The 26,305-nt window shown below is 33.4% G+C and carries 24 protein-coding genes; 8 read left to right on the top strand and 16 right to left on the bottom strand.

The genetic code is table 11. The annotated features are described in order from the left end of the window. Positions 1-23 precede the first annotated feature (23 nt). Complete coding sequence (locus tag AC2A1C_RS02375) at positions 24-1,577, top strand: serine hydrolase (protein WP_484023088.1); 1,554 nt, start codon at positions 24-26, stop codon at positions 1,575-1,577. 101 nt (positions 1,578-1,678) lie between these two features. Here AC2A1C_RS02375 and AC2A1C_RS02370 read toward each other — a convergent pair whose 3' ends face one another. Then, positions 1,679-2,158: a SixA phosphatase family protein gene (locus AC2A1C_RS02370; protein WP_484023087.1), complete on the bottom strand. Its 480-nt coding sequence runs from the start codon at positions 2,156-2,158 to the stop codon at positions 1,679-1,681. A gap of 83 nt (positions 2,159-2,241) precedes the next feature. Between AC2A1C_RS02370 and AC2A1C_RS02365 the strand changes: the two genes are divergently transcribed. The 6 genes from AC2A1C_RS02365 to AC2A1C_RS02340 all read left to right on the top strand — a co-directional run bounded on the left by AC2A1C_RS02365 (position 2,242) and on the right by AC2A1C_RS02340 (position 6,146). Beyond that, complete coding sequence (locus tag AC2A1C_RS02365; protein ID WP_484023085.1) at positions 2,242-2,718, top strand: hypothetical protein; 477 nt, start codon at positions 2,242-2,244, stop codon at positions 2,716-2,718. Positions 2,719-2,804: 86 nt separating this feature from the next. Then, positions 2,805-3,221: a Holliday junction resolvase RuvX gene (gene ruvX, locus AC2A1C_RS02360; RefSeq protein ID WP_484023083.1), complete on the top strand. Its 417-nt coding sequence runs from the start codon at positions 2,805-2,807 to the stop codon at positions 3,219-3,221. Beyond that, positions 3,218-3,790: a peptide deformylase gene (gene def / locus AC2A1C_RS02355; protein WP_484023082.1), complete on the top strand. Its 573-nt coding sequence runs from the start codon at positions 3,218-3,220 to the stop codon at positions 3,788-3,790. Before ruvX ends, def begins: the two co-directional genes overlap by 4 nt. Before the next feature lie 39 nt (positions 3,791-3,829). Further along, positions 3,830-4,393, top strand: coding sequence for a DUF5606 family protein (locus AC2A1C_RS02350; RefSeq protein ID WP_484023080.1), 564 nt, complete (start codon positions 3,830-3,832; stop codon positions 4,391-4,393). A gap of 98 nt (positions 4,394-4,491) precedes the next feature. Then, positions 4,492-5,265 carry a nucleoside triphosphate pyrophosphohydrolase gene (gene mazG / locus AC2A1C_RS02345; RefSeq protein WP_484023078.1) on the top strand — a complete coding sequence of 258 codons (774 nt, stop codon included), beginning with the start codon at positions 4,492-4,494 and terminating at the stop codon, positions 5,263-5,265. Beyond that, positions 5,262-6,146: a hypothetical protein gene (locus AC2A1C_RS02340; protein WP_484023076.1), complete on the top strand. Its 885-nt coding sequence runs from the start codon at positions 5,262-5,264 to the stop codon at positions 6,144-6,146. Before mazG ends, AC2A1C_RS02340 begins: the two co-directional genes overlap by 4 nt. Before the next feature lie 37 nt (positions 6,147-6,183). On the opposite strand, the gene AC2A1C_RS02335 is transcribed toward AC2A1C_RS02340, so the two are convergent. Continuing rightward, the gene (locus tag AC2A1C_RS02335) at positions 6,184-9,897 is read right to left on the bottom strand and encodes a metallophosphoesterase (protein WP_484023074.1); all 3,714 of its coding nucleotides are present in this window, start codon (positions 9,895-9,897) and stop codon (positions 6,184-6,186) included. A 30-nt stretch (positions 9,898-9,927) separates the two neighbouring features. On the opposite strand from AC2A1C_RS02335, the gene AC2A1C_RS02330 reads away from it, so the two are divergent. Next, a complete protein-coding gene (locus AC2A1C_RS02330; protein WP_484023072.1) occupies positions 9,928-11,097 on the top strand; it encodes a Pycsar system effector family protein in 1,170 nt (389 codons plus the stop codon). On the opposite strand, the gene AC2A1C_RS02325 is transcribed toward AC2A1C_RS02330, so the two are convergent. The 14 genes from AC2A1C_RS02325 to AC2A1C_RS02260 form a co-directional block, all read right to left on the bottom strand. Beyond that, entirely contained in the window at positions 11,094-13,397 is a 2,304-nt protein-coding gene (locus tag AC2A1C_RS02325) for a GAF domain-containing protein (protein ID WP_484023070.1), read from the bottom strand. The two genes, AC2A1C_RS02330 and AC2A1C_RS02325, sit on opposite strands and share 4 nt — an antisense overlap. 75 nt (positions 13,398-13,472) lie before the next feature. Beyond that, on the bottom strand, positions 13,473-14,852 hold the full coding sequence (locus tag AC2A1C_RS02320) for an NADH-quinone oxidoreductase subunit N (protein ID WP_484023068.1): 1,380 nt from the start codon (positions 14,850-14,852) through the stop codon (positions 13,473-13,475). A 16-nt stretch (positions 14,853-14,868) separates the two neighbouring features. Then, positions 14,869-16,362: a complex I subunit 4 family protein gene (locus AC2A1C_RS02315; RefSeq protein ID WP_484023066.1), complete on the bottom strand. Its 1,494-nt coding sequence runs from the start codon at positions 16,360-16,362 to the stop codon at positions 14,869-14,871. Beyond that, positions 16,362-18,278 carry an NADH-quinone oxidoreductase subunit L gene (gene nuoL / locus AC2A1C_RS02310; protein WP_484023064.1) on the bottom strand — a complete coding sequence of 639 codons (1,917 nt, stop codon included), beginning with the start codon at positions 18,276-18,278 and terminating at the stop codon, positions 16,362-16,364. Before nuoL ends, AC2A1C_RS02315 begins: the two co-directional genes overlap by 1 nt. Before the next feature lie 3 nt (positions 18,279-18,281). Continuing rightward, complete coding sequence (nuoK, locus tag AC2A1C_RS02305) at positions 18,282-18,611, bottom strand: NADH-quinone oxidoreductase subunit NuoK (protein WP_484023062.1); 330 nt, start codon at positions 18,609-18,611, stop codon at positions 18,282-18,284. 3 nt (positions 18,612-18,614) lie between these two features. Continuing rightward, positions 18,615-19,112 carry an NADH-quinone oxidoreductase subunit J family protein gene (locus AC2A1C_RS02300; RefSeq protein WP_484023060.1) on the bottom strand — a complete coding sequence of 166 codons (498 nt, stop codon included), beginning with the start codon at positions 19,110-19,112 and terminating at the stop codon, positions 18,615-18,617. Next, complete coding sequence (locus tag AC2A1C_RS02295; RefSeq protein WP_484023058.1) at positions 19,113-19,655, bottom strand: NuoI/complex I 23 kDa subunit family protein; 543 nt, start codon at positions 19,653-19,655, stop codon at positions 19,113-19,115. Positions 19,656-19,722: 67 nt separating this feature from the next. Continuing rightward, complete coding sequence (gene nuoH / locus AC2A1C_RS02290) at positions 19,723-20,796, bottom strand: NADH-quinone oxidoreductase subunit NuoH (protein ID WP_484023056.1); 1,074 nt, start codon at positions 20,794-20,796, stop codon at positions 19,723-19,725. Between the two features lie 19 nt (positions 20,797-20,815). Then, positions 20,816-21,829 carry an NADH-quinone oxidoreductase subunit G gene (locus AC2A1C_RS02285; RefSeq protein ID WP_484023054.1) on the bottom strand — a complete coding sequence of 338 codons (1,014 nt, stop codon included), beginning with the start codon at positions 21,827-21,829 and terminating at the stop codon, positions 20,816-20,818. Positions 21,830-21,876: 47 nt separating this feature from the next. Continuing rightward, positions 21,877-22,653: a hypothetical protein gene (locus tag AC2A1C_RS02280; RefSeq protein ID WP_484023052.1), complete on the bottom strand. Its 777-nt coding sequence runs from the start codon at positions 22,651-22,653 to the stop codon at positions 21,877-21,879. Positions 22,654-22,719: 66 nt separating this feature from the next. Beyond that, positions 22,720-24,072 (bottom strand): NADH-quinone oxidoreductase subunit NuoF, encoded by a 1,353-nt coding sequence (gene nuoF, locus AC2A1C_RS02275; RefSeq protein WP_484023050.1) that lies wholly within the window; start codon positions 24,070-24,072, stop codon positions 22,720-22,722. A gap of 2 nt (positions 24,073-24,074) precedes the next feature. Continuing rightward, positions 24,075-24,713, bottom strand: a complete 639-nt coding sequence (locus tag AC2A1C_RS02270) for a DUF3226 domain-containing protein (protein ID WP_484023048.1) — start codon at positions 24,711-24,713, stop codon at positions 24,075-24,077. After that, the gene (locus tag AC2A1C_RS02265; RefSeq protein ID WP_484023046.1) at positions 24,713-25,717 is read right to left on the bottom strand and encodes an AAA family ATPase; all 1,005 of its coding nucleotides are present in this window, start codon (positions 25,715-25,717) and stop codon (positions 24,713-24,715) included. Before AC2A1C_RS02265 ends, AC2A1C_RS02270 begins: the two co-directional genes overlap by 1 nt. 6 nt (positions 25,718-25,723) lie before the next feature. Next, positions 25,724-26,233, bottom strand: a complete 510-nt coding sequence (locus tag AC2A1C_RS02260) for an NADH-quinone oxidoreductase subunit NuoE family protein (protein WP_484023044.1) — start codon at positions 26,231-26,233, stop codon at positions 25,724-25,726. Positions 26,234-26,305 lie beyond the last annotated feature (72 nt).

Below are 26,305 nucleotides of genomic sequence, written 5' to 3'. Positions count from 1 at the left end.
TATTTGGTAAAATAAAAATTAGGATGAACTATAAACTATTTTTTATGTTCTTTTTTGTTTCCTTTTCAATGCTTTATGCACAAGTTGAGGAGAAAAAATTAGATGAACTCATCAAAAATACATTAAAGACTTTTGACGTTCCGGGAATGTCCGTCGGAATTATAAAAGATGGAAAAATAATCTATTCTAAAGGTTTTGGTGTACGTTCTCTTTCCAATAATTTGGTGATGAATGACCAGACTTTGGTGGGAATTGCTTCCAATTCAAAAGGTTTTACTTGTACCGCATTAGCAATCTTAGCAGATGAAGGAAGGTTGAATTGGGACGATAAAGTTTCAAAATTCATCCCTGAATTTCAGATGCATGATCCTTACGTTTCGCAGGAAATTACAGTAAAAGATTTGCTTACACACAGATCAGGATTAGGATTAGGAGAAGGGGATTTGATGTTTTTTCCTGAAGGTGGAAATCTAAGCGTAAATGATATTGTACGCAATGTCCGTTATCTGAAACCGGAACATCCTTTCCGAAATGAGATGGATTACAACAATATCATGTATATCGTTGCCGGAGAAATTATCCATAGAATTTCCGGGATGAGTTGGGCAGAATTTATAGAAAAAAGAATTTTTAAACCCATCGGCATGAATTTCAGTTATGGAAGTTATTCGCGTGCAAAAGCAGCTTCTGTCGCCAATATTATTGATGCTCATGCTCCTGTAAATGGAAAAGCAACTCAAATTTCCCACGACTGGAGCGAAAGTGCAAATGCAGCCGGTGGAATTATAAGTAACGTTCAAGATATGCTTTCTTGGGCAGAATTTTTGATGAACGGATTTACGACAAAAGATGGAAAAAAAATAGTTTCGGATAAGCAGATCCAGCAATTGTGGCAAATTCAGCAGCCTATTCCGGTTGCTCTAAAAAATTCTTACGATTCTTCTTTTTACGGATATGGTTTGGGTTGGTTTTTGAGTGATGTAAAAGGACATAAACAGATTCAGCATACTGGTGGATTGATTGGAACCGTAACTCAATTTACTTTGATTCCTGATCTAAAACTGGGAATTGTAGTTCTTACTAATCAGCAAAGCGGATCAGCTTTCAATACCATTACCAATACTGTTAAAGATTCTTATCTTGGAATTGCAGACCGAAACTGGCTGAAAGTATATGGAGATCGGATGATAGCTTATCAAACCGAAATAGAAAAAAATAAAAAAGAAATTTTTTCAAAATCTCAGGAGTTTTCTAAAAACAAAATGCTTTTGCCTAAAACGGAGCAATTTTTAGGAACTTATACAGACGCTTGGTTTGGAGATGTAGATGTTTTTGTTCAGGATGGTGATTTAAGAATTTCTTGTAAAAACTCTCCAAAACTGAAAGGAGAATTGCTTCCATATTCAGGAAATACATTTGTTGCGGTTTGGGACGATAGAAGTTATGATGCAGATGCTTTTATCACATTTAATTTTGACGAAAACGGCAAGGCTGTTTCTGCAAAGATGAAACCCATCTCGCCAAGTACCGATTTTAGTTTTGATTTTGAGGATTTGGATTTGAGAAGGACAAAATGATTTAATCAATGTAGGAACACAATATTAGACATGTTCATCTACTCAATGTAGGAACACGCTACTAAAGCGTGTTCATCTATATTATATTGAAAGCAATATTTTTAAATTTCTTTAGGAATAAAAAAATGCAACAATTTTTTATCAGCTCCTTCAAATTGCGACCATTCTTCGCAATTAATTTCCAAAATAGCTACACCGCATGTTGGAAATTGTATCATGTTCTCCGTAAGAGAACTGGCAAATTCTGAGATTCCAAAATTGTGCGAAAAAAGAGCAACACTTGAATATTCATCCTTGATATTCAAAATAGTATTTACAAAATCTTCATAATGAGGCTCATACAGATCTTCTGCTTTCTGTATTTTAGAATTTCCGTATGTTTCTGCAAAGTATCGGCAAGTTGTTAAAGCTCTTTTTGCAGGACTACTTATGAAATGTTGAATATCAATATCCTGATCTTTTAAAAATTTTGTCATTTTAGGAGCATCTTTATGTCCTCTTTCGTTTAATGGTCTGTCAAAATCCGAAACATCGTGTGTCCAATCACTTTTGGCATGGCGTATTAGTAATAACCTTTTCATATTTCTTAATAATAATATTAATAATGTATTTCAGATAAAATATTTTCAAATATATTTGTTAAATATTATTTAAAAAAATAAAAATGAAAAATTCTATTATTTTTAAGACCCTATTTGTATTACTATTTGGGATAGGAATAATGGTTTCCGCTCAAAGGTTTATAAAAAAAGATGAAATAACACTAACTAGCTTAAAAGGTTTAGTGGAAGATGCGGGCTTTACAGTTGAAGAAACTGGTGATGATTATATCAAAATCAGAAATACTTTTACATGGAATATTTATAACGACAAATCTAAAGGTTACATTACTTTTTCAGGGGTTTATCCGGCGAGCAGTAATGCAACCAGCCTAAAAGCTTATGAATTATGCAATATAATCAATCAGGAGGTTGCTGTTATAAAAATGGATTATGATGAACCTTCCAAAACTTTTGGCGTTTCTTATTATTTTATGGTGGAAGGTGGATTTTCAATGCCATCTTTTGTAAAGGCAATCAATCTTTTCCGTGATACCCTTACTTTTTCTTTGGAAAAGGATACAGAAAAATTAATTAAATAATATTTTTCAAAATTTAGAACATAATGGCTTCCTTATTTTAGGGAGTCATTGTTGTTTTAGTTTTAATTTTACTAAATTTGCAACTTATGGCACAAATTCTTGCGATTGATTACGGAAAAGCGCGTTGTGGAATTGCTGCAACGGACGATTTTCAAATTATTGCAAGTGCTTTGGAAACAGTGGAAACTTCTGTTCTGATGATTTTCTTGAAGAAATATTTTGCAGAAAATCATGTGGAGACAATTGTAGTTGGTCTTCCTACAGATTTGAAAGGAAATATTTCTGAGATTGAAGTGGATATTCAGAAATTTATAGAGAATTTCAAAATTGATTTTCCACATATTTCCGTAGAAAGACTGGATGAAAGATTTACGTCAAAAATGGCCTCTTTTTTTATCAGTCAAAGTGGAAAAAGTAAAAAACAGAAGCAACAGAAAGGTTTGATAGATAAAGTAAGTGCCACAATTATTTTACAAAATTTTTTAGAACAAAAGCAGAAATGATATTACCGATACGAGCATTTGGAGATCCTGTTCTTCGAAAGAAAGGTCTGGAAATTGATAAAAATTATCCTCAGTTGCAGGATCTTATCAACAATATGTTTGAAACGATGCACAATGCAAATGGTATTGGTCTGGCTGCACCGCAGATCGGACTGGATATTCGTCTTTTTGTTGTGGATGTTTCACCTTTAGCTGAAGATGAAGATTATGAAGATATCGCAAATGAGCTGAAAGATTTCAGGAAAGTTTTCATCAATGCAAAAATTTTGGAAGAAAGTGGGGAAGAATGGAAATTCAATGAAGGATGTCTTTCTATTCCGGATGTTCGGGAAGATGTAAAAAGAAAGGAAACAATTTTAATAGAATATTTTGACGAAAATTTCGTTAAGCATACGGAAACTTTTTCCGATATTCGTGCTCGTGTTATTCAGCATGAATATGATCATATTGAAGGTGTGCTTTTCACGGATCATCTTAGTGTATTGAAAAAGAAACTTATAAAAGGAAAGCTAAGTAAAATTTCACAAGGAGACGTTAATACGAATTATAAAATGCGTTTCTCGAAATAGATATAAAGATTTATTTTAAATTAAAGAAATATAAAAAACATGCAGTTAGAAAAAATTATTTCCATTTCCGGTAAACCGGGGCTTTACAAGCTCGTTTCCCAATTAAGAAACGGGTTTATCATTGAAGATGTAATCACGAAAAAGAAAATAAGTATAGGAAATTCTTCCCAGGTAAGTTTGTTGGATAATATTTCCATTTATACTTTTGATAAAGAGGTGCCACTATTTGAGGTTTTTGAAAATATTGCAAAAAATAATGATTATAAAGAAGCAATTTCTCATAAATCTGATGAAAAAGAACTGAAAAGTTTTATGGACACTTCTTTGCCAAATTATGATGTAGAAAGAGTGTACGTTTCTGATATTAAAAAACTTGCTCAATGGTACAATATTCTGAACAAAGCAGGATATATTACACCGGAAAGTTTTGTAAAAGCTGAACCGGAAACAGCAGAATCTGCAAATGCAGCAGAAGAGAAAACAGAAAAAAAAGCAGAAGCAAAAAAAGCAGCTCCTAAAGCAGATAAACCGTTAGCTCCTAAAGTAAAAGCTACTGCTGCTGCAAAATCTGCTCCTAAAAGTACACATAGAAAACAAGGATAAATATTACAAATATTTTGTTTGCATAGCTTTATCAAAGTTCGGAACTTTGATAAAGTTTTTTTATTTTAAATCTATATCTGATTCTAACTACAGAATTTATGAACACCAAAGAACAGAAACTGGAAGCGTTTGGAAAGCTCCTCGATATTATGGATGATTTGCGGGAAAAATGTCCTTGGGATAAAAAGCAAACTTGGCAATCGCTGCGTCATCTTACTTTGGAGGAAACGTATGAGCTTTCAGACGCTATTCTCAATGAAGATTTGCAAGAAATAAAAAAGGAATTAGGAGATGTTCTTCTGCACTTGGTTTTTTATGCAAGAATAGGTTCTGAAAATGGAAGTTTTGATATTGCAGATGTTATTACTTCTTTAAATGAAAAATTGATTTTCCGCCATCCGCATATTTATGGTGATATAGAAGTAAAAGATGAGGAGGAAGTGAAACAAAATTGGGAAAAACTAAAACTGAAGGAAGGAAATAAATCCATACTTTCCGGAGTTCCGAAAAGTTTGCCAAGTATGGTGAAAGCATACAGAATTCAGGATAAAGTAAAAGGGATCGGTTTCGATTTCGATAATGAGCATGATGCATGGAAAAAAGTAGAAGAAGAATTTGCAGAATTTTTGGAAGCCAATACCGAAAAAGAAAAAGAAGAAGAATTGGGAGACGTATTTTTTTCTTTAATTAATTATGCGAGAATTACAGGCATCAATCCTGATTCGGCTTTGGAAAGAACCAATCTCAAATTTATTTCACGTTTTCAGAAAATGGAAGAATTGGCTTTGGAGAGAAATTTAAAACTGGAAAATTTAACGCTAAAAGAAATGGATGTTCTTTGGGACGAAGCAAAACTAATCAATAAAAAATGAGAAAAAAGTATCTACCAATAGCAATTATTCTTGCATTTGTGGGATGTAATCCTAAAAGCCAAAATGAAACTCCGAAAACAGATACTTTGAAAGCGAAATTTGCTTTACCAAAAAATCTGAAGGAAGTTTCCGGAATTACTTTATCCAAAGATCAAAAAGCGATATATGCAATTGAAGATCAGGGAAATAAAAACAGTATATATAAGATTACTGATAACGGTAATTTGGAGTCTGAAATTGTTGTAGAAAATGCTGAAAACCGTGATTGGGAAGATATTACGAAAGATTCCGAAGGAAATATTTACATCGGGGATTTCGGAAATAATGATAATGACAGGCAGGATCTTTCAATTTTGAAATTGGATATTAATAATGATTCGAAACAAACGACTAAAGTAATCCAGACCACAAAATTTCATTACGAAGGACAAACGGAATTTCCTCCTAAAAAATCGGATTGGTTGTATGATTGCGAGGCCTTCGTAGAACAGAATGGCAATTTTTATCTTTTTACCAAAAATCGAAGCAAAGGTTTTGACGGAACTTTTCTTGTATTTAAAATTCCGAATAAAGAAGGAAATTTTGAAGCAAAATTAATTGGAAAACTGAAATTGGATGGTGGTTATAACGATGCGGCCATCACTTCTGCAAGTATTAATACTAAAAACCAGATTGCTTTACTCACACATAAGAACATACATTTGCTTTCAGGGTTTTCAGCAGATGATTTTAGTTCGTCAAAAATTGAAAAAATTCCTCTGAATGATAATTCGCAGAAAGAAGCTGCTGTTTTTCTAAATAATTCCACCTTACTTATTGCCGATGAAAAGGAAAAAAATACAGGGGGAAATGTATACGAATTTTCTTTGAAAAAAGACTAACCCTTTCAATGTTTCAAAACTTTGAAAGGGTTAGTTCCTAAAAATTCATTCCCAAACCTGCCGAAATTCTTCCTCCGTCCGAACCTGTAAAATAATTGATTCTTGCGGAAAGCATTTCCAGAACATTGATCCAAATTCCACCTCCGACTGATTGATGCCATTTTCTGGAATCTTCACCATCATTCCAAACTCGGCCAAAATCATATCCTAAAGCAATTCCCAGATTGGCAGGAGCAACCTGATTTTTTATTCTTCCAAAATTCCAGCGGATTTCTGAATTGTTCGCTAAATATGACTTTCCTGAAAATCTCTCATTTCTAAAAGATCGTAAACCGTTGTTTCCACCAATACTCGCACTTTGATAAAATTCAAATTTGTTGGAGCTGATCCACATTCCGTTGATAGAATTGGCAAAAACGAAAATTCCTTTTTTATCAATTCTGTGGTCTACATTCAAGTTTCCTTTTAGAGTTAAAAAATTCCTTCTGAATTCCGAAAGATTGGCTTTCCAGTCTGCACTCAAGATAAAATTCATACCCATTTTCGGGAAAGAATTATTGTCTGCATTTTGAAAGCTAAAGCTGTAATTAGCTCCTCCAAATTGCTGATTTTTAAAAACTTCAGGATTTACATCCGGAGAAACCACTACAAAGCGATCTTCATTTTTCTGTACCTTATTATTTTCAAAAGTAAGCTGAAATTTGTGGGTTAGATTCATCCAGTTGGTTTTGGAAATTGACGGCGAAAAGCGGAATTGGGAAATTCTTGCCCTGTTATAGGATTCTTCAGATTCTTCATCATTGTAATAGCTTTCATTGGATAGTCCGAAGAAATTATAAGTGAAAAGTGAAGTAGTATAATTTGCATTCAAATTAAAATCCCAATCGGAAATTGCTTTTTTGAAAATTCCCTGATACATAAGATTGAAGCCATTAGTTGCGGTATAAAAGCTGGCTTTCAAAGTATGCTTCTGTGAAAACGGATCTCGAATAAAATTATTGATAACATAAGTATTGACAAAACTGAGAATAAGTCCATCATCAGGATTATAACCAAGTGCACCGGTTGCCGTTGAATAGCTGTGTTTCGGATGTTTATAGTTATAGGTATTCACTTCATAATCATCTGTTATTCTTTTTGTTGTAGAATTGTCAGTATCATAGGTGTTTTTCTGAGACTTGAAATCGTAGATTTTTACTTTTCTACCATTTGTAATAGTATACGTATCATTATTGTTCCCACCAACTAAGCGAATGTTGATTTTAGGACTTCCGTTTCCTGAAACTTCATAAACATCATCATCTTCTAAACCATAAATCCAGAGTTCTTTAGTTTTAGCATCATCATATACTTTCTCAAAAACCAGATCTTCTTTATGCTTGCCGATTTTGTATTGCTTTACTTCAACTGAGTTTTTATTTTTTACGATAACAAATTTATCACGATCTACCGTTCCCGTTAAAGGAACTTTATATTGAAGAACATCAAAATATTTTCGTGCGTATGTTTCCAGATTTTTTTTTCGTGATTTTAATTTTTTCTGAATATCGGTAATGGTTTCATCTTGCATTTCTTTAGGCAAATTATGAAAAGCATTGTCAATATCGGTATCAGAAAGAGTTTGCTGAATATAATTTGCTTGCTGTATCCAGTCTTCTTGTGTAGAATTTTTTGCAAAAATAAGATCCAAAGGATAAGGCTCGGTATTGAACCATTTTACATTTTTAAGATCATTTTTGAACGTTTTCATATGCCGAATTGCAGGGAAGGTCATAATAAATGAAAACGCCAATCCATCGTATTTACTGAATGCCTGATCCCGATCTTTAGGTATAGGTTTATAAATTACGCTATCTCCGTTCTTATATTCTGCCCATTTCCATTGATCGGAATGGCGATCCCAGTCTCCGACCAGCATATCAAAAATTCTTGCACGAATGTAAGATTCCTTATCCATAGAATATTTCGGACTTTTCGTCAAATTTTTTATAACATCGTCAGTCGAAAGAATATCCGTAGCATTGTTGAGAGATTGCAACGTTTTTGGGTCTGTAGAGAAACGTTCTTCAATCATGTATAATTCGTCTCCGTAATTTTTATTGTATTTTCCCAAAGCCTGTTGTTTCGGGATGTAATACAACTTTGGATTGCTGTGGAATATTCCTACTTTTTCAGCCAGATTTCCTACAGAAAAAGGTGTGAAAGGATGATTGGTGGTATAGAAATCCATTAAGAATCTTTCCGGGAAAATTCCGTTCAGCTCATTTCCGAATGTACTTTTATTGAAAGCCTGATTATTCAGAAAACGGACAGCACTTTTCTTTATGCCTCTCATTACAAATTCTTGTCCCTCATTATTTTTTAGTCGTAAACTGTTCGACTGGTTTCCGCCTCCTTCTTTTCCGGGAATTAATCCTCCATTTAGTTCAGAAAGATTGGCAACTGGTGCTTCAATAGGAATTCCGTAATATTTACGATAATGTTTTCCGAAGAAAAATTCGTACACTTTGCTTTTTTGTGTCATTTTCTCGTGATAGACACTTGCTTTGAATGTTTCTGGAAAATGATTTGGGAAAGTATTTTCAAACGTATTTGGTTTTGGATTTACGGAAATCTGGATCAATTTCTGTAAATTATTGTTTTTCGTGGAGAAAAACTCAACATCGGAACTTTCGTCTTTTCTTAAATTAAGGACTGCAAATCCACTTCCTCCAAAAGAAAAATCCGTTTGTTCCACAATTGTAGAAGGATTTGTTTTAGAGCCGGCTCCACTTACGATTTGTTTAATATTTCCATCGGTATGAAATTGCAGATTATGATCGTGTCCGGAAACGAAGATCACATTTTCCTTATCCTGAACCATACTTTTTATCCTATTTGCAAAATCGGTATAATGTCGGTTGTTGATGTCTTCAATACTTGCTCCGGAAGAACTTCTTAAAATATTGATGATACTTGTGAAAATAGGAACAGGAATTTCCATATTGAAAGGATAAATATGAGATTTCACAGAATTGAAACCTGCATGTGTTCCGCTACTGATAATAGGATGATGCATTGCCACAATAATCCTTTTATCCTGATTTTTGATGATCAAATCTTTGAATTCCGCAAAAAAATCTTCGCGTGTTTTTATAGCGCAGTTTTTGTTGATTCCCGGAAATTTATCCCAATCGACCAAACTCCATTCAGAATCAATTACGATGAGTTTTATGTTATCCGTAAGATCCATATCATCAATCGGACAGCCGGATTTAGGAAGAAAAGTTTTCTTGTCACCCAAATATTTTTTTACGAATTCTTCCTGAGCTTTCAATCCTTCCAATCCGTGATACCAATCATGATTTCCGGGAATGACCAATGTTTTTCCTTTAAAATTTTTCGTAACGGAAAGCTGATTTTCCATTTTTTCTTTTGCCAAAGAATATCCTTTATCTTTTTCTTTAGGCATTCCTAAAGGATAGATATTGTCTCCTAAAAAAATAAGCATAGAATTTTCGTTGGCAGAATCCAGTTTGCTTTTTAGATGTGTAAGTGTGTGCTGTGCTTGCAATTCTTCAGCATTTCCGGAGTCTCCTACAAGAAATAGTTCGTATTCTTTTTCAGATTTTATTTCAGAATTTTTTATTTCCTGCACGATTTTTCCTTTTTGCACGTTATAGGTAGCACAGGAAAAAAGGAATCCGGAAAAGATGAACAATTTCAGTAAAAGGAATGTTTCTCGGGAGTAGTTTTTCAAGTATAAATTCATACATTTACATTAACAAAATTTCGATCACTAATGAGTATTTTGAACCAGGCCAAAGATCATGTGGAACGATTGTTCAAAGATAAGTTATCTTCCGTATATCTTTACCATAATTTTGTACATACTACCTTTACTGTAAATAAAGCAGAAGAGATTCTACAAAATTCTTCTGTTTCGGAAAAAGACAAAGAAAAAGTTTTGCTTGCACTCTGGTTTCACGATACGGGATATATAGAAAGTCCTGAAAATCACGAAGAAAAGGGAGCTGAAATTGTACGAAATTTCCTTCTGGAAAACCATTATCCGGAGAGTGATATTGCCGAGATCTCAAAACTGATTTTGGCTACAAAAATTCAGTATAAACCTGAAAATTTTTTGGAAAAAATTATAAAAGATGCAGATTGCAGCCATTTTTCTAGCGATCATTACAATGATATTGCAGATAATCTCCGAAAAGAATGGGAACTCACCAACTTTAGAACCTTTACCAATGAAGAATGGAATCAGGAAAATCTGAATGTCCTAAGTAATCTTCATGAGTATTACACCGATTATGCAAAAGAAAATTGGGAACCTGAAAAGAAAAAGAATATCAAAAAAATTATGAAGAAGTTGGAAAAAGACCACGATAAGCACGATAAAAAAGAAACTTCCGAAACGAAAAAAGATAATAAATCCGACAGAAGTGTTGATACTTTGTTTCGAGTAACACTGAATAATCATACCCGATTGAGCGATATTGCAGACAGCAAAGCCAATATTTTACTTTCTGTAAATGCAATTATTATTTCGGTTTGTTTGAGTGTTTTGGTTCCGAAGTTGGATGTGCCTAAAAATTCATATCTCATTCTTCCCACTTTTATGTTGGTGCTTTCCAGTGTACTTTCTATAATTTTTGCGATTCTTTCCACCAAGCCGAAAGTAACCAAATCTTCTTTTACACAACAAGATATTGAAGACAGAAAAGTAAATCTTTTATTTTTCGGAAATTTTCAAAGTATGAAACTGGAAGATTTTCAAAATGCAATGAATGATCTTACTCATGATCGGGATTACATTTACGAATCCTTAACCAAAGATTTATATTTTTTAGGAAAAGTTCTGAACAGGAAATATAAGCTACTTTCCATAACATATAAGATTTTTATGGCAGGGATTATTCTTTCTGTTCTTGCTTTTGCGTATGCTTTTATGACTCTTTAGATAAGAGAAACCCGCAATGCAAGCAAACCTGTAACACCTTGTAAATCTTCTACTTCTAAAAATTCTATTTCGGATGTCAGAATGTTTTTTTCCTGCAATTGCTTGATGTAGTTCAGATATTCTTTTTCATGTTCTTTACCAAAATAGACAATTGCAATTTTTCCCGGAATTGTAAGTCTTTCATTAGAATTTTTGATGTGGGCTTTGTCTAATCTTTTTTTCACAATTTCATAATAAGAATTGTGTGCTCCGTCTACATCAAAACGTTTTTCGTCCATTCGGAAACGAATGTCAATTTTTTCACTGTAAACAAAAATCAATGAAGCAACATCTAAATAGACAGGAAGTTCCGGTTTAAAATTTTTGAACTCCAGTTCCATTTTACAAACCGTTCTCAATTGCCAAAATCGAAGCTGCTGTACAATTTCGGAAGAATAGGAAAATTCCGGAGAAATTGTAGAACCAATATACAGATTATGTTCGACACCATCAGACTTGAATCGTTCATAATAGTGCGGAAAAATTTCTTGTGCTTTAGTTTGGCTTTCATCAAGAATATCAGCTAATTTTCTGTTGGTAAGCATGATAGAATCATCCAGTTTTTTTCTTTGAAGGTAAAAAACCTCATTCTGTGAAAAAACCTGTGAGAAGTAATTTTCAATCTTATTTTTTGATTCTTCTAAAATTTTTGTTTGAAGGATTTCTCTTAAAAAAGGATGAATTTTTTCCCGAAGCAATCGCTGAAAGCGTGTCTCTGTATCAGCTCGAACATTTTGTTTTAATTCATTTTTAAAAACTTCAAGAGCCATTATGTATTTTTCTGACTCTGGATTTTCGATGTCTGAAATGATATGACACAAGCAGGAAATTTGCTCATTGAGATCTTCCTGCATAAATAAAAATCTTTTTTCCGAAGAAGATCGAATATCCGAAAAACTAAATAGAGGAACTAAATTTTTGAAAGAAATCTCTTTAAGCGTATAGATTTTTTTTGCCAAAGAAGCATTAAAATATTTTTCGGCTTCGTTTCTGAATTTCCATGCCACACTATCATGTATCGTAGTATATTCCCGCTGAATAATGGCTTCGATATGATTATTTTTTTCAAAACTGAATCGACTGATGGAAAACAGAATGATATCTGCAAAAAATTCCATTCTTTTCAGTTTTAGCCCATCAAAACTGTTGGGTTCTGGAGAAGAAAATTCCATCATTGCAAGCAACTCTCCGTTTTGCATGATGGGAATAATCATAAAACTATTAATATTATTTTCTTTTAATAGTCTGAAAGAAAGTTTCTGTTTTATTTCTTCATCCAGATTTTCCACATTGGAAACAACAATGGGTTTGGAATTATGATGCAAATTTTTGAATGCAGTCTTGCGAATTTCTTCTTCCAACGTGTTTATCCAGAAATCGAGGATATAATTGGAAAAAAGATTTTCATATACTGGAGCTTTTTCAAAACGTTGGCTTTTGCTATTGAAAAGCATCAACCCGAAATTAAGTTCCGGAACGTCAAAATACGATTTGAAAATTTCCCTCAAATTTTCATCCGGAAACAGATTTTCGGGATTTAATTTTATCAAAATAGATTTCAAATCCGACAAAGCAACTTCCGGAGTAGAATCTACCAGAGAAATAATATTAAATCCTCTTAATATCCAAGATTTTGATGGAAAATATTTTCTCCATAAATGGATGTCTTCCAGATTTTCCAGCAGAAGGTTTATAATATCGTCGGTTAGGATCTTAGCATTTTCAGTAGGATATATTTCCGTAAAATCTGAATTAATGGTTATTTTATAATGTTTTATAATTCCTTTTTTATCAGGAATGTCATAATAAAACGGAAGCGTGATCCTGATCTGCTTTCCAAAATACGATTGCAAAATAATGCAACAACAGAAAATATAAAACTCGTCATCATCAATATCTCGGAGTGTAATTTCAAAATCTTTTCCAGCATTTTTCAGAATATTTTTAAATCTTTCCGTATAGTTAAAAGTAATATTGGAAAGCGGAATACTTGCCGTTTTTATTTCATTATTCGTTAAACCTGTCGGAAACAAATCGGATAATAAGATGCGAATAAGATCTTCATGTTTTTGCAATAGGGAAGTATCTGTAAAACCATCTCGCAGTTCCTGAAAATTTTTAGTAGAATTGATTAAGGATTCGGCATAATTGGCACGATAATCCAAAGGATCATTATGACGAATATGTTCCAACACATCCAAATATTTTTTGAATGATATAATAACCTGAAACGGGGAATCTCTTTTGTAAAAATCGGACAATGTGATAATTTGAATTTAAATGTAAGAAAAAAGTACAACTTTATGTTGTACTTTTTTATAGAATATTTTTTAAAGCTATAATCCAAACTGCATTGAAAATAGATCAGGATAGATACCTAAAATAACCAATGCTGCAATGATGAAAATCGCTACAATATCATATGTAATTGTTACCTTTTCAGAATTTTTAAAACTGCTTTCTTTAAAGAAAAACATAGAAATTATCAACCTAAGGTAATAAGCAATTGAGATTGCTGAACCTAAAACGGCAATCAGTACAATAAACGGATTGGTCTGAATTGCTTGAGAAAACAATCCGAATTTTCCGATAAATCCTGCTGTTAAAGGAATTCCTGCCATTGATAATAATGATACTGATGCAGTTACAGCCAAAATAGGCTCAGTTTTAGCCAATCCTTTGAATGCGTTGTAAGAAACTTCTCTTTTTATTTTTTCTACCCAGATCAAACACATGAAAACACCAATAGTAGACAAAGAATATGCAAATAAATAGAAAGCAAGATTATAAGTAGAAACAGCAGTTACTCCAAAGAAAATCATGGCAATATAACCGGCATGAGAAACGGATGAATACGCCAACATTCTTTTTGCATTCGTTTGTGCAAGACCCATTGCATTGGCAAGGAAAAGCGTAATAATAATTAAAACTCCTATTATATTAATCCAACTTGGCAAAATTCCTGAAAAACAAATCGTCATCAATCTGAAAAATGCATAGAATGCAGAAATTTTTACCACACTTGCCATAAAGGAAGTAATGATGGAAGGAGAACCTTGATAAACATCCGGACTCCACATGTGGAAAGGTGCTAATGAAACTTTAAATGCTAAAGCAGCAAGCATTAAAACAGCTCCCATTACAAACATCATGTCTTTGGTATTTTTTGCACCAAAGTCATGGATTTGGTAAATGTCAAAACTTCCGGAAGTTCCATAGACCAAAGCCACTCCAAAAAGAAGAAAACCTGTTGCAAAAGCTCCCATCAGGAAATATTTCATAGAGGCTTCTATAGAGCGAAGATCTGTTTTTTTGCTTCCAGCCATTACATATAAAGGGATGGAAAGTATCTCAATTCCTAAAAATAGCGTCACTAAATTCTGATATCCAAACAGGATAATTCCACCACAAAGCGCAAAAAGCATCAATGCATACAATTCCGATTGATGACTTCTGTGATTGCTGAATGCAAAACCACCCAAAAAGAAAATCAGTACAGTAATAACAATGGAAATTTTTGTAAATAGAGCAGTGTTGTTTCCATATTCGTACATGGATTTATACTGATTAAAAAATCCACATTCAGGTAGGAAACTTACATAAAGCGCAACCAGCAATCCTAAAATTCCGATATATCTTGCAAATTTTCCCTGTTCAAAAACACCTGAAAATAAGGCTACAACTGCGGTAAGGAAAACAATAATTAATACACTCATTTCTTTACTATCAAAATTAAATTACCATTGATTGGTAGATAAACTTCAACGAACTATTTACCATATCCAAAACACTTTGTGGGAAAATTCCCAACAAAATCACAAATACGGATAAACTTGCCAATACCGTAAATTCTACATTGGAAACATCTTTTGCTGAATTCAGGATATCGTCATTCCCTTTTCCGAACATCGCTTTAGCATACCATCTTAAAAGATAAACGGCTGCAAGAATGATGGTCAATCCGGAAACAATTCCTAAAAGCGGACTATAATCATACACTGATTTTATAAGGATAAATTCCCCAATAAATCCATTAGTCAAAGGAACTCCAAGAGAACCGAAAAGAATAATCATAAAGAGAACCGCAAATTTTGGAGCTACTTTAGCCAGACCTCCCATTTGACGAATGTCTCTTGTTTTGAATCTTTTGTATAAAATATCAGCACAGTAAAATAAACCCACCACATTAATACCGTGTGCAAATGTTTGTATCATTGCACCTTCACCTCCTTCAATAGTAGATTTTCCGGTTAGTGTTAAAAGCGCTGAAGCAAAAATTCCAGCAGCAATTAAACCAACGTGAGAAAGGGAAGAATAGGCAATAATTCTTTTACTGTCATTCTGAACAATCGCAATCAATGCTCCATAAATCACCCCGAAAACGCAAAGCATAAGTACAATTCCTCCGGAAGTTCCGGCAATTGCATCTGGTGTAATCGGCAATAAATATCTTAATAATCCGAAAACGGCCATTTTCAACATAATTCCGGAAAGAAGCATTGAACCTTGAGTTGGAGAATATGTATATGTATCCGGCTGCCAAGTATGAAAAGGAAATATTGGTAATTTCACTGCAAATGCAAAGAAAATAAACCAGAAAACGACTACTTGATCGGTTAGTGTTAAATTAGCATTGTATAAATCCGTAACTGCAAATGAAGCAGAATGTGTATACACAAAAATCAATCCGGCCAACATAAACAAGGAACCAACAAATGTGTACACAAAGAATTTAGTCGTGAATTTGAATTTTTTATCATCTTGTCCCCAAATTCCTGCAATAAACCAGATCGGAATCAAAGTGATTTCCCAAAAAGCATAAAACAATAAACCGTCTAATGCCGTGAAAACTCCCACTAATCCGAATTGCATTAAAAGAATTAGTGCATAGAAAGAATTCTTATACGGTTTTCCTTCATTGAAAGAGGAAAGAATGATTAACGGAACCAAAATATTGGTAAGCAAAAGCAGAAGCATACTCATTCCGTCAATTCCGAAATGGATGCTGCTTTTAATATAATTAGACCAAGGCTCAGTGATTTCATACTGTAATTTTGAGTCCACAGTTGGAGCAAAATTAAAATCTGCTAATGCATAAAATGTAAGGAACATTTGCGCAAAAGCCAAAGCCAAAGCCAGATATTTGCTGTTAGAATTTCTAAAAGCGAAAACTAAAACCGAACCTGCAAGAGGTAATAGCAATAATGCTAATAATAAACCTGACATTATTGTAATAAAAAGTTAACAATTAATAGTATTCCTATTGCCAAAGACATAATAAGAACATAGTTCTCCACATTTCCGTTCTGGAATCTCTTCATGGCATCACCAGATTCTTCAGCGCCATCACCTACAAATTCTACTGCAGGATCTAAAATATCTTTGTCAAACATTTTTCCGGCTCTTCCCAAACCTTCCACTGTTTTTACAAAAAGTACATTGTAAATTTCATCAATATATAATTTGCGTGCAGAAAGTTTTTCCCAACCGGTATATTCGTTTTCCGGTAAAGCAACTTTCTTTTTATTGACATAAATATTTTTAACGATGAACCAAACAGTGAAAAACATAAGAACAGTTACCGCAAGAAGTATCATTTCTGTACTGAAACTTATCCCTTGCAAATCTGCTTCATGTTGGCTTAATCCCTGTTCAGTAATCAATGGATCTAACCAATGTGCTAATTTTGAATAATGTCCGTGTCCAACAATGTGAGGCAAATTGATAAAACCACCAACTACGGATAAAAAGGCAAGAACCATTAAAGGTAAAGTCATATTTAGTGGACTCTCGTGAAGATGGTGTTTTTGTTCTTCAGTTCCTCTGAATTCCCCATGGAAAGTAAGATAATACAAACGGAACATATATGTTGCAGTAGTTGCAGCAATCAGGAACAAAATTCCCCAGTAAACAGGGCTTTTTGCGAAAGCAGAAGTCAAAATTTCATCTTTGGAAATCATACCAGAAAGTAACGGAAATCCTGAAATTGCCAATGTTCCTATTAAAAATGTAATATGTGTGATCGGAATTTTTTTCTTCAATCCTCCCATTAATCTCATGTCTTGTTCACCACTCATAGCGTGAATTACAGAACCTGAACCTAAGAATAATAAGGCTTTAAAAAATGCGTGCGTCATCAAGTGGAACATCGCAGTTGTATATGCACCCACTCCTAAAGCTACGAACATAAATCCTAATTGTGAAACAGTAGAGTAGGCTAAAACTTTTTTAATATCGTTTTGTCTTAATGCGTAAAATGCTGCCAAAGCTGCCGTTAATAATCCAACGAATAAAATTCCTCCCTGAACTGTTGGAGCTAAAGTATATAAAAAGTTGGAACGAACTACTAAATAAATTCCGGCAGTAACCATGGTTGCAGCGTGGATCAATGCTGAAACCGGAGTTGGACCAGCCATTGCATCAGGAAGCCATGTGTAAAGCGGAACCTGTGCAGATTTTCCTGTTGCTCCAATAAATAAACTTGCCGTGATGAAAATAATAACTGGACTGTCGATGGCAAATTTTGAAGCATTATTCGCTACAGAAAGATAATCTAATGCATTGGTTTGCTGAGCAATAAGGAAAATTCCGATCAACAATCCAAGATCACCGATTCTGTTCATGATGAATGCTTTTCTTGCTGCTTTTCCATATTCCCAGTTTTGATACCAGAAACCGATCAGTAAATAAGAGCAAACTCCAACTCCTTCCCAACCAATGAAAAGTATCAGATAATTGCTTCCCATTACTAAAAGTAACATGGAGAAAACGAAAAGATTCAGATATGTAAAAAATTTGTAAAAACCAGAATCATGGCTCATATATCCAATAGAGTAGAGGTGAATTAATGAACCGATTCCGGTAATGATCATAATCATCATTAAAGATAATTGATCGATCTGGAATCCGAAATTCACCTGCATTCCGTTTACACGAAACCATTCAAAAGCCTTTACAACAAAGGGCTGCCTCGATTCTCCATCAAAATTGAAAAATAAATAAACCGCAATACAGAATGATGCGAAAACGACTAATGTACCTAAAGCTCCAACCAAAATTTTCGGAAGTTTTTTTCCGAATAATCCATTAATCAGAAATCCTGCAAGTGGTAAAAGTATAATTGCGTAAACTAAATTCTCCATCCGTTATCCTCTTAATTTATTAAAAATACTTACATCTACGGAACGGGTATTGCGGTACATCATAGCAATAATTGCCAAACCAACGGCAACTTCCGCAGCCGCAACCACCATGATGAAAAACACCAAAATTTGTCCGTCTCCGTTTCCTTTGTATGCTGAAAATGCAGCAAGCAAAAGATTTACAGAGTTCAGCATCAGTTCCACACAACCTAAAATTACAATGGCATTTTTGCGGAGCAATACTCCCAAAACACCGAGACAAAACAAAACAGAACTCAGAATAATAAAATATTCCAAAGGGACGCTTTGTATAAAAGTATTTGTAGATTCCATATTTTATAAATCTTTTTTACCGATTAATACTGATCCTACGATTCCTGCCAATATAAGGATGGAAGCAAGCTCAAAAGGTAAAACATATTTGTCGAATAATAATTTTCCAAGATTTTTAGTAAGACCAGCACTGAAATCAATATTGGATGCAGCTACTTGATCTCCGGAAAGTCCTCTATAAGCTCCTAAAATTCCAATGAATAGAATTCCGGCTGCAAAAATTCCGATAAATTTATTGATGTTATTCTTTTTACTTTCATCTTCTTTATTGAGATTCAGCATCATCAATATGTAAAGGAAAAGTACCATGATTGCACCGGCATATACAATAATCTGAACGATTCCCAAAAATTGGGCATTCATCAGAATATACAAACCTGCAATCGAAAAAAATGTAACAATAAGCGAAAGAATGGCATACAAAGGATTTTTTGCAAAGACAAAATATCCGGCACTAATAAGTGCAATTCCTGAAACTAAATAAAAAAGAAACTGTTCCATTTATTTCACTGCTTTTTTTTGTTTTTCAGACTGTCTGCCTGTAATGTCTATTCTCTCGTTGATTTTTTCAACCAATTTATCTTTTCCGTATATAAAAGATCCTCTGTTTTCTTCTACATTTACCAATCTGTCGGTAAGGTAGATGGCAGATTTCGGACAAGCCTCTTCACACATCCCGCAGAAAATACATCTCAGCATATTGATTTCATATACGGATGCATATTTTTCCTCACGATATAAGTGTTTTTCGTCTTTCGTTCTTTCTGCAGAAGTCATTGTAATTGCTTCAGCAGGACAAGCAACAGCACAAAGTCCGCAAGCTGTACATCTTTCCCTTCCTTCTTCATCACGTTTCAATACGTGTAATCCTCTCCAGATTTTTGCACGTGGCCGAACTTGCTCCGGATATGATATAGTTGCCGATTTTTTGAACATATGGCTGAAGGTAATTCCCATTCCTTTCAAAACAGCAGGAAGGTAAATACTTTCTCCAAAAGTCATCTTTTTGTTGGAAACTACTTTAGATCTATTGGTTAATTTCATTTTTCAGAAATATATTTATTTTTAGAAATAACTTCTTTTTATTGGGACGCGATTAATCGCGTCTTTACTATTTTACAAAATGTTGAAAAGCCAAAATTACAGCTCCCGTTACCATTAAATTAATGAGTGCCATTGGAATTAATTTTTTCCAACCTAAGTGCATCAATTGATCATAACGGAATCTCGGCAATGTCCATCTGATCCACATGAATACAAAAATCCCAAAGAAAGTTTTGGTAAGTAAAGCAACAATACTTAAAATTCCGGCTAAATTTTCTCCCCAGTTTTCTGTAACCCAATCAATTCCCGGATAATTGAAACCTCCAAAGAAAAGACAGGTAAGAAATGCGTTGGAAATAAACATATTCACATATTCACCAAACATATATAATCCTAACTTCATGGAAGAATATTCTGTGTGATATCCGTTTACAAGTTCAGATTCACATTCCGGCAAATCGAAAGGTGCTCTGTTGGTTTCAGCCAAAGCTGCTACGAAAAATATTAAAAACGCTAAAGGCTGGTAGAAAATATTCCAGTTCATTCCGGAAATTTCGGGAATTATTCCCCAAATTTTTCCGTTTCCTTGCTGATTTACAATTTCTCTTAAATCTAAACTTCCGCTCATCATAATAATAGCGAGCAAAGAAAGCCCCATTGCCAATTCGTATGAAATCATCTGCGAACTAGCACGGATAGCTCCCATCAAAGAATATTTATTGTTGGAAGCCCAACCTCCGAGCATAATTCCGTATACACCAATGGAAACCATCCCAATAAGATAAAGTACACCTACATCGATATGAGCAACTTGTAAATCAAAAGATTGTCCACCGATATTCAATGATCTTCCCCATGGAATTACAGCTCCGGTAATTAATGAAATAAACATTACTAAAGATGGCCCGATAATGAACAGAAATTTTTCTGCTCCAGCCGGAGTAAAATCTTCTTTAAAGAAAAATTTTCCACCATCTGCAAGAGGCTGTAATAAACCAAAAGGTCCGGTTCTGTTTGGCCCGATTCTATCCTGCATTACAGCTGCAACTTTACGTTCTGCCCAAGTAGAATAAGCTGCAACAGTAAGTGCCAGAAGAAATAGGGCAAAAACTAATATAATTTTAAAAGTAAGTAACTCCATTTTGTTATTGCCAAATTAGTTATTGGTTTTCAATTTGTTGTTCATCTTTTTCACTGATTTCCTTAGCATCAGGATTATCTAAAAGAGTATAACTGTCTGTATGTTTTTCGTAATGATTCAATGAAATTACAGAATGTCTGTCGATATGTCTCGGACCTTCAATATTCCAATATTTTAAATCTTTTCTTTCGAAACGACATTCATTACATATCCATTCTTCCACTTCTCCCCATTGATCTTTCCTTGCAGTAACACGGATAATTTCTTCACCTTTCATCCAAAGAACAGCTTTTCCAGAGCATTTTTCGCATTTGCAGGTAGCATTCATAGGTTTAGTAAACCAAACTCTGCTTGCAAAACGGGACGTTCTATCCGTTAAAGCTCCAACAGGACAAACATCAATTACATTTCCAATGAAATCATTATCCAGAGCTTTGTTCAAATAGGTGGAAATTTCTGCATGATCTCCTCTGAAAAGAATTCCGTGTTCTCTTTTTTCCGTCAACTGATTAGCTGCTAAAACACATCTTGCACAAAGAATGCATCGATTCATGTTCAGTTTAATGTAAGGACCAAGATCATCAGCTTCATAAGTATTTCTTTCAAACTCGGTTCGCGTTTCTTCCACACCATGTTCATATCCTAAATCCTGAAGAGAACATTCTCCAGCCTGATCGCAAATTGGACAATCCAAAGGATGGTTGATTAATAGAAATTCTGTAACCGCTTTCCTTCCTTCCTGAGCTTTTTCGGATGTTAGGTTTTTTACTTCCATTCCGTCCATTACTCCTGTTCTGCAACTTGCTACCAATTTTGGCATTGGTCTTGGATCTGCTTCGGAACCTTTGGAAACTTCTACCAAACAAGTTCTACATCTTCCTCCACTGGTTTCCAGTTTACTATAATAACACATTGCAGGTGGTGCAACTTTGCCTCCGATTTGTCTTGCTGCTTCTAAAATAGAAGTACCTGGCAAAACTTCGGTAGTCTGTCCATCAATGGTTACTTTAAATTTTTTAACTTCTTCGCTCATACTTTATGCATTTAGCTTACAGCTTTTTGGCAGCCTTGAAGCGTTATTTAATTATTTTTTTTTGTATTAAATGTATATCCAATCCCAAAATCGACCTCTCCATAGATAAAATCTTGTGAAGCCTTATCCGGTTTATTATTAAGAGTAGTTTTTATATCGGACATATTGATGTATCCGTATTTGCCTTCTGCTTGTACTACAATATGTTTCCAGAAAATAAAGCTAATAGCTGTTCTTATATCAGTACCAAAACCTGCCAAATGAAATCTATCGCTCCTTTCATTGCCCATTAATTGAATATTAGATTTTGGCAACATAACGCCAAAACCTGCACCATAGCTCCAAAAAACATCAAATTTTTTAGTATTGAGGATATGCTCATATTTTTGAGTTCCAATATTGATGTAGTTGAGTCCGTCAGTATGCTCAAAGGTAAGCAACTTAGCATCACTTAAATCTACTTTTCCGTCTTTTATTAATGAACTGTATTCTGGATTATTGATATAGCCCTCAAAACTTACTGTCTGATCCTGATCCATCACGTATTTCATGTGATCCATTCCAAGTGTAATTCCTAAATTATCTTTAATAAAATAGGTGATTCTATAGTTTACCTGTGGAATAGTGATATTGGCCGGATTACAATACTTATCGAATGAAAAAGGAGTTTGTCTATCATGAGCGACGACATTATTCAACTGAAAATCATATCCATTTCCTTTGAAATGTATATCAGATTTCGAATACGTTGAAAAATTCCAACCCCAAAATAACATTATTGATCCTTTTTTAAATGGTTCTGTTTGTGCTTTTATGTACAGCATATTTGCTATTGTAAACAATAACATCAAATTCTTTTTCTTCACTTCTTTCTGCTCTCTATCTTCTTTTTACTTTGCTACAACCGGAATTGGATCAGCATAATTTGCTAAACCATAGTTTTGTTTTAAACATAATTCAGGATTGTTGACATGCCATTCAAACTCATCTCTAAAGTGGCGAATTGCCGCTGCAACAGGCCAAGCTGCTGCATCACCCAATGGACAAATGGTATTACCTTCAATCTTTCTTTGGATATCCCAAAGCAGATCAATGTCTTTCATTTCGCCTTGTCCGTTTTCTATTTTTTTCAATATTTTATACATCCAGCCCGTTCCTTCTCTACAAGGAGTACACTGTCCGCAACTTTCATGATTGTAAAATCTTGCTAAAGTCATAGTATGTTCTACGATACACTGATCTTCATCCAAAACAATGAAACCTCCAGAACCCATCATTGTTCCGGTAGCAAAACCACCATCCGCAAGAGATTCATAATTCATATATCTTGGTTCTCCATTGATGGTTTTCAATAATAAATTTGCAGGAACGATAGGAACAGAGCTTCCACCAGGAATGCACGCTTTTAATTTTTTACCATTTGGAATTCCTCCACAATATTCATCAGAATAAATAAATTCTTCCACTGTGATGGTCATATCAATTTCATAAACTCCCGGTTTATTGATATTTCCACAAGCTGAAATTAATTTTGTTCCTGTTGAACGACCTACTCCAATTTTTGCGTATTCAGCTCCTGTAATATTGATAATTGGTACAACTGCTGCAATAGATTCTACATTATTGACCACAGTTGGTCTTTCCCAAAGTCCTTTTACTGCTGGAAAAGGTGGTTTTAATCTTGGATTTCCTCTTTTTCCTTCAAGCGACTCAAGAAGAGCAGTTTCTTCACCACAAATGTAAGCTCCAGCTCCTCTTTGTACATAAATTTCGCAATCGAATCCTGTTCCTAAAATATTTTTTCCAAGAAAACCAGCTTTTTTAGCTTCTTCAATAGCTTCTTCTAAAATGTCAGGAATCCAGGAATATTCTCCACGAATGTATATGTAAGAAGTATTAGAACCAAGACAATAAGATGAAATCAACATTCCCTCAATTAATAAGTGAGGAAGAAATTCCATTAAATATCTATCCTTAAAAGTTCCGGGTTCTGATTCATCTGCATTTACAACCAAATGTCTTGGTACACCTTCCGGTTTTGCAAGAAAACTCCACTTCATTCCGGTTGGGAATCCAGCTCCACCACGACCACGAAGTCCGGATGCTTTTACTTCTTCCAGAATTTGTTCAGGAGTCATTTTTAATGCTTTTTCAGCAGCTTCATAACCGCCTTGTTTCCGGTAAACGTCAAAAAAACGTATTCCTTCTATATGTGCGTCTTTAAGTAAAAGTTTTTTACTCATTACTAATCATTAAATAAATTATCTTCTATAAACTTCAAAAGTTTATCTAATTTTTTATTGTTTTCTCTATCAAAATCCCAAATACCGTCATCAAGATATTCATATTTTGAAGAAGATTTATAATCCCATTTGGGTAAAATTCTATTATTCTTAAATAAATCTATTTTAGAATAAATAAATGCTTTTTGAGCTGGTAGATTGACTCCTTCTATACTTTCTGTTTTAATGCAATCAATCATTCCATTCCAACATTTATCAAAAAAATCATACTCTTTTTTAAAACAAGTATTAATTAGATTTTCTAAAATACCATCGTTTTCATCATCAAATGGAAGTAGAAAAATTTTAAAATCTAAATTTAAATCTTCTCCAATTTTTTTATACTCTTCTAATCTCTTTTGTCTTCCTCCTCCTGAAAAGGAATCATTAAAATCGGTGTCAAAAATCACCAAATTTTTTGCTTCTTCATTTTTTCTCCTTTCATCAATTAACAAAGGGTTATCTTTTAATTTATCTTTTCCTTTTACGTCAATAACCAATTCTTCATCAATAATACCATAAAATTTTTGTAAAAGAAAATCTATAAATCGTTTATCCGATTCTCCTTCCACGAAAATCTTATTTAAAGCATAATCTTTCATTATTTTCTAAATTCTACATTAGAAATTAAACCTGCTTTTATATTTTCGGAGCGATTGGTTGTAGCATATATTTTTTCGTTTTTTCCTTCTTCTAAACTGATTAATCTAATATTTTCTTCCTGTTCGAGTTCTAAAGATGCTTCATAAAATGCTTTAATACATTCTTCTGAATGGGTTGTAGCGAAGAGCTGAACATCTAATTCTTTACAAATCTTAAATAAATTTATAAAAAAGTCTTTTTGTCTTGAATGATGAATGCCTATTTCAACTTCGTCAATCATCAATCTTTTTCCTTTTAGTGATAAAGCCTTTAAAACGATGTAAAATATTCTTTTAAAACCGTCTCCTAAATAATTTAGAGGAATAAATTCGTCTTTATCTTTAAATGAAAAAATAAATGTGTCAAAAATTTGTTTAAATTCAATTTTATATTCTACATCTAAAATTAATGGGAAAATAACTTTAAGAACTTCTATTAAATTTTCTTTATCTTTTTTTGTCGTTAATGAATTATATAAATCAACAATATCATCTTCTCTTGAATTGAAAGAAATTAATGGATAATTAAAATTTTCATCATATTTTTTAAAAAAATTAAAATCAAAATCAACTTTTGAAAAATTATTGACTACCCCTTTTAAAACTTTAGAAAATTCACTATCTAATTTTAATGTACCAATATTAAATTCGATTTTGTCATTATTTTTTAAAAATAAAATTTCTTTTAATTCATCTTTTTTTAATTGATTATTAATAAAAAAAATGGAATCAGTAATGTTGAAAATTTTATTAAAATTTATAATCTTTCTGTTAATTAAGGATAATATAAAATTTAATTGATTGGTTTTAATATCCTTATCAACCAACAAAGCCTCCAACAAACAAGTCTTCCCAACATTATTATCTCCAACAATTAGATTAAATTGACCAATATCTTTCACCTCAAGAGAATCAAATTTCTTGAAGTTTTCTACTTTAAAGTATGTAAGATGTTGGTTTTCCATTTTTTATTAATCTAAAGCCACTTGTCCTTGTCTGCAAAGATCTAGGATTTCGTCTACTTTTTCTATCGTTAAATTTTCGTGATAAAATTTTCCTAATTGCATCATTGGAGCATAACCACAAGCTCCCAAACATTCAGCAGGTTTTAAGGTGAACATTCCGTCTTCCGTAGTTTCGCCGTCTTTAATGTTCAATTTTGTGCGAATATGATTCAGAATTTTTTCACTTCCACGAACCATACAAGGTCCGGTTCTGCAAACTTCCAAAACATATTTACCAACCGGTTTCATATTAAACATGGTATAAAAAGTAGCTACTTCGTATACTTCAATTGGTTTTATGGAAAGAATTTCTGCTACATAATCCATTACCGGAACATCCAGCCAACCTCCGAATTCCTTCTGTGCAATATGCAATACCGGAATCAGAGCAGATTTTTGTCTTCCTTCCGGATATCTTGCGATAATTTTATGTACCTGTTCTAAAGTTTCAGGTTTAAAAGCAATTGTTTCGCTCATTTTATTTTGTTGTAAAATGTACTTTGTACAAAGTATTTTTTATTAACTATTTATATTTTCAAGTACATTGTA

Source organism: Chryseobacterium sp. HNCC26DJ241 (assembly GCF_057180505.1).
Note: the sequence above shows the minus strand (reverse complement) of the source record. Positions and strands in the feature narration are given on the sequence as shown.

What these genes read in the sequence shown, in the direction of transcription:
- AC2A1C_RS02300 (WP_484023060.1), bottom strand. Translation starts at nt 19,112, where the DNA reads ATGGAACAGTTTCTTTTTTATTTAGTTTCAGGAATTGCACTTATTAGT.
- AC2A1C_RS02350 (WP_484023080.1), top strand. Translation starts at nt 3,830, where the DNA reads ATGCAGTTAGAAAAAATTATTTCCATTTCCGGTAAACCGGGGCTTTAC.
- AC2A1C_RS02280 (WP_484023052.1), bottom strand. Translation starts at nt 22,653, where the DNA reads ATGCTGTACATAAAAGCACAAACAGAACCATTTAAAAAAGGATCAATA.
- nuoH (WP_484023056.1), bottom strand. Translation starts at nt 20,796, where the DNA reads ATGGAGTTACTTACTTTTAAAATTATATTAGTTTTTGCCCTATTTCTT.
- AC2A1C_RS02335 (WP_484023074.1), bottom strand. Translation starts at nt 9,897, where the DNA reads ATGAATTTATACTTGAAAAACTACTCCCGAGAAACATTCCTTTTACTG.
- AC2A1C_RS02260 (WP_484023044.1), bottom strand. Translation starts at nt 26,233, where the DNA reads ATGAGCGAAACAATTGCTTTTAAACCTGAAACTTTAGAACAGGTACAT.
- AC2A1C_RS02315 (WP_484023066.1), bottom strand. Translation starts at nt 16,362, where the DNA reads ATGTCAGGTTTATTATTAGCATTATTGCTATTACCTCTTGCAGGTTCG.
- mazG (WP_484023078.1), top strand. Translation starts at nt 4,492, where the DNA reads ATGAACACCAAAGAACAGAAACTGGAAGCGTTTGGAAAGCTCCTCGAT.
- AC2A1C_RS02295 (WP_484023058.1), bottom strand. Translation starts at nt 19,655, where the DNA reads ATGAAATTAACCAATAGATCTAAAGTAGTTTCCAACAAAAAGATGACT.
- AC2A1C_RS02370 (WP_484023087.1), bottom strand. Translation starts at nt 2,158, where the DNA reads ATGAAAAGGTTATTACTAATACGCCATGCCAAAAGTGATTGGACACAC.
- ruvX (WP_484023083.1), top strand. Translation starts at nt 2,805, where the DNA reads ATGGCACAAATTCTTGCGATTGATTACGGAAAAGCGCGTTGTGGAATT.
- AC2A1C_RS02265 (WP_484023046.1), bottom strand. Translation starts at nt 25,717, where the DNA reads ATGGAAAACCAACATCTTACATACTTTAAAGTAGAAAACTTCAAGAAA.
- AC2A1C_RS02285 (WP_484023054.1), bottom strand. Translation starts at nt 21,829, where the DNA reads ATGAGCGAAGAAGTTAAAAAATTTAAAGTAACCATTGATGGACAGACT.
- AC2A1C_RS02340 (WP_484023076.1), top strand. Translation starts at nt 5,262, where the DNA reads ATGAGAAAAAAGTATCTACCAATAGCAATTATTCTTGCATTTGTGGGA.
- nuoF (WP_484023050.1), bottom strand. Translation starts at nt 24,072, where the DNA reads ATGAGTAAAAAACTTTTACTTAAAGACGCACATATAGAAGGAATACGT.
- def (WP_484023082.1), top strand. Translation starts at nt 3,218, where the DNA reads ATGATATTACCGATACGAGCATTTGGAGATCCTGTTCTTCGAAAGAAA.
- nuoK (WP_484023062.1), bottom strand. Translation starts at nt 18,611, where the DNA reads ATGGAATCTACAAATACTTTTATACAAAGCGTCCCTTTGGAATATTTT.
- AC2A1C_RS02270 (WP_484023048.1), bottom strand. Translation starts at nt 24,713, where the DNA reads ATGAAAGATTATGCTTTAAATAAGATTTTCGTGGAAGGAGAATCGGAT.
- AC2A1C_RS02330 (WP_484023072.1), top strand. Translation starts at nt 9,928, where the DNA reads ATGAGTATTTTGAACCAGGCCAAAGATCATGTGGAACGATTGTTCAAA.
- AC2A1C_RS02320 (WP_484023068.1), bottom strand. Translation starts at nt 14,852, where the DNA reads ATGAGTGTATTAATTATTGTTTTCCTTACCGCAGTTGTAGCCTTATTT.
- AC2A1C_RS02375 (WP_484023088.1), top strand. Translation starts at nt 24, where the DNA reads ATGAACTATAAACTATTTTTTATGTTCTTTTTTGTTTCCTTTTCAATG.
- nuoL (WP_484023064.1), bottom strand. Translation starts at nt 18,278, where the DNA reads ATGGAGAATTTAGTTTACGCAATTATACTTTTACCACTTGCAGGATTT.
- AC2A1C_RS02365 (WP_484023085.1), top strand. Translation starts at nt 2,242, where the DNA reads ATGAAAAATTCTATTATTTTTAAGACCCTATTTGTATTACTATTTGGG.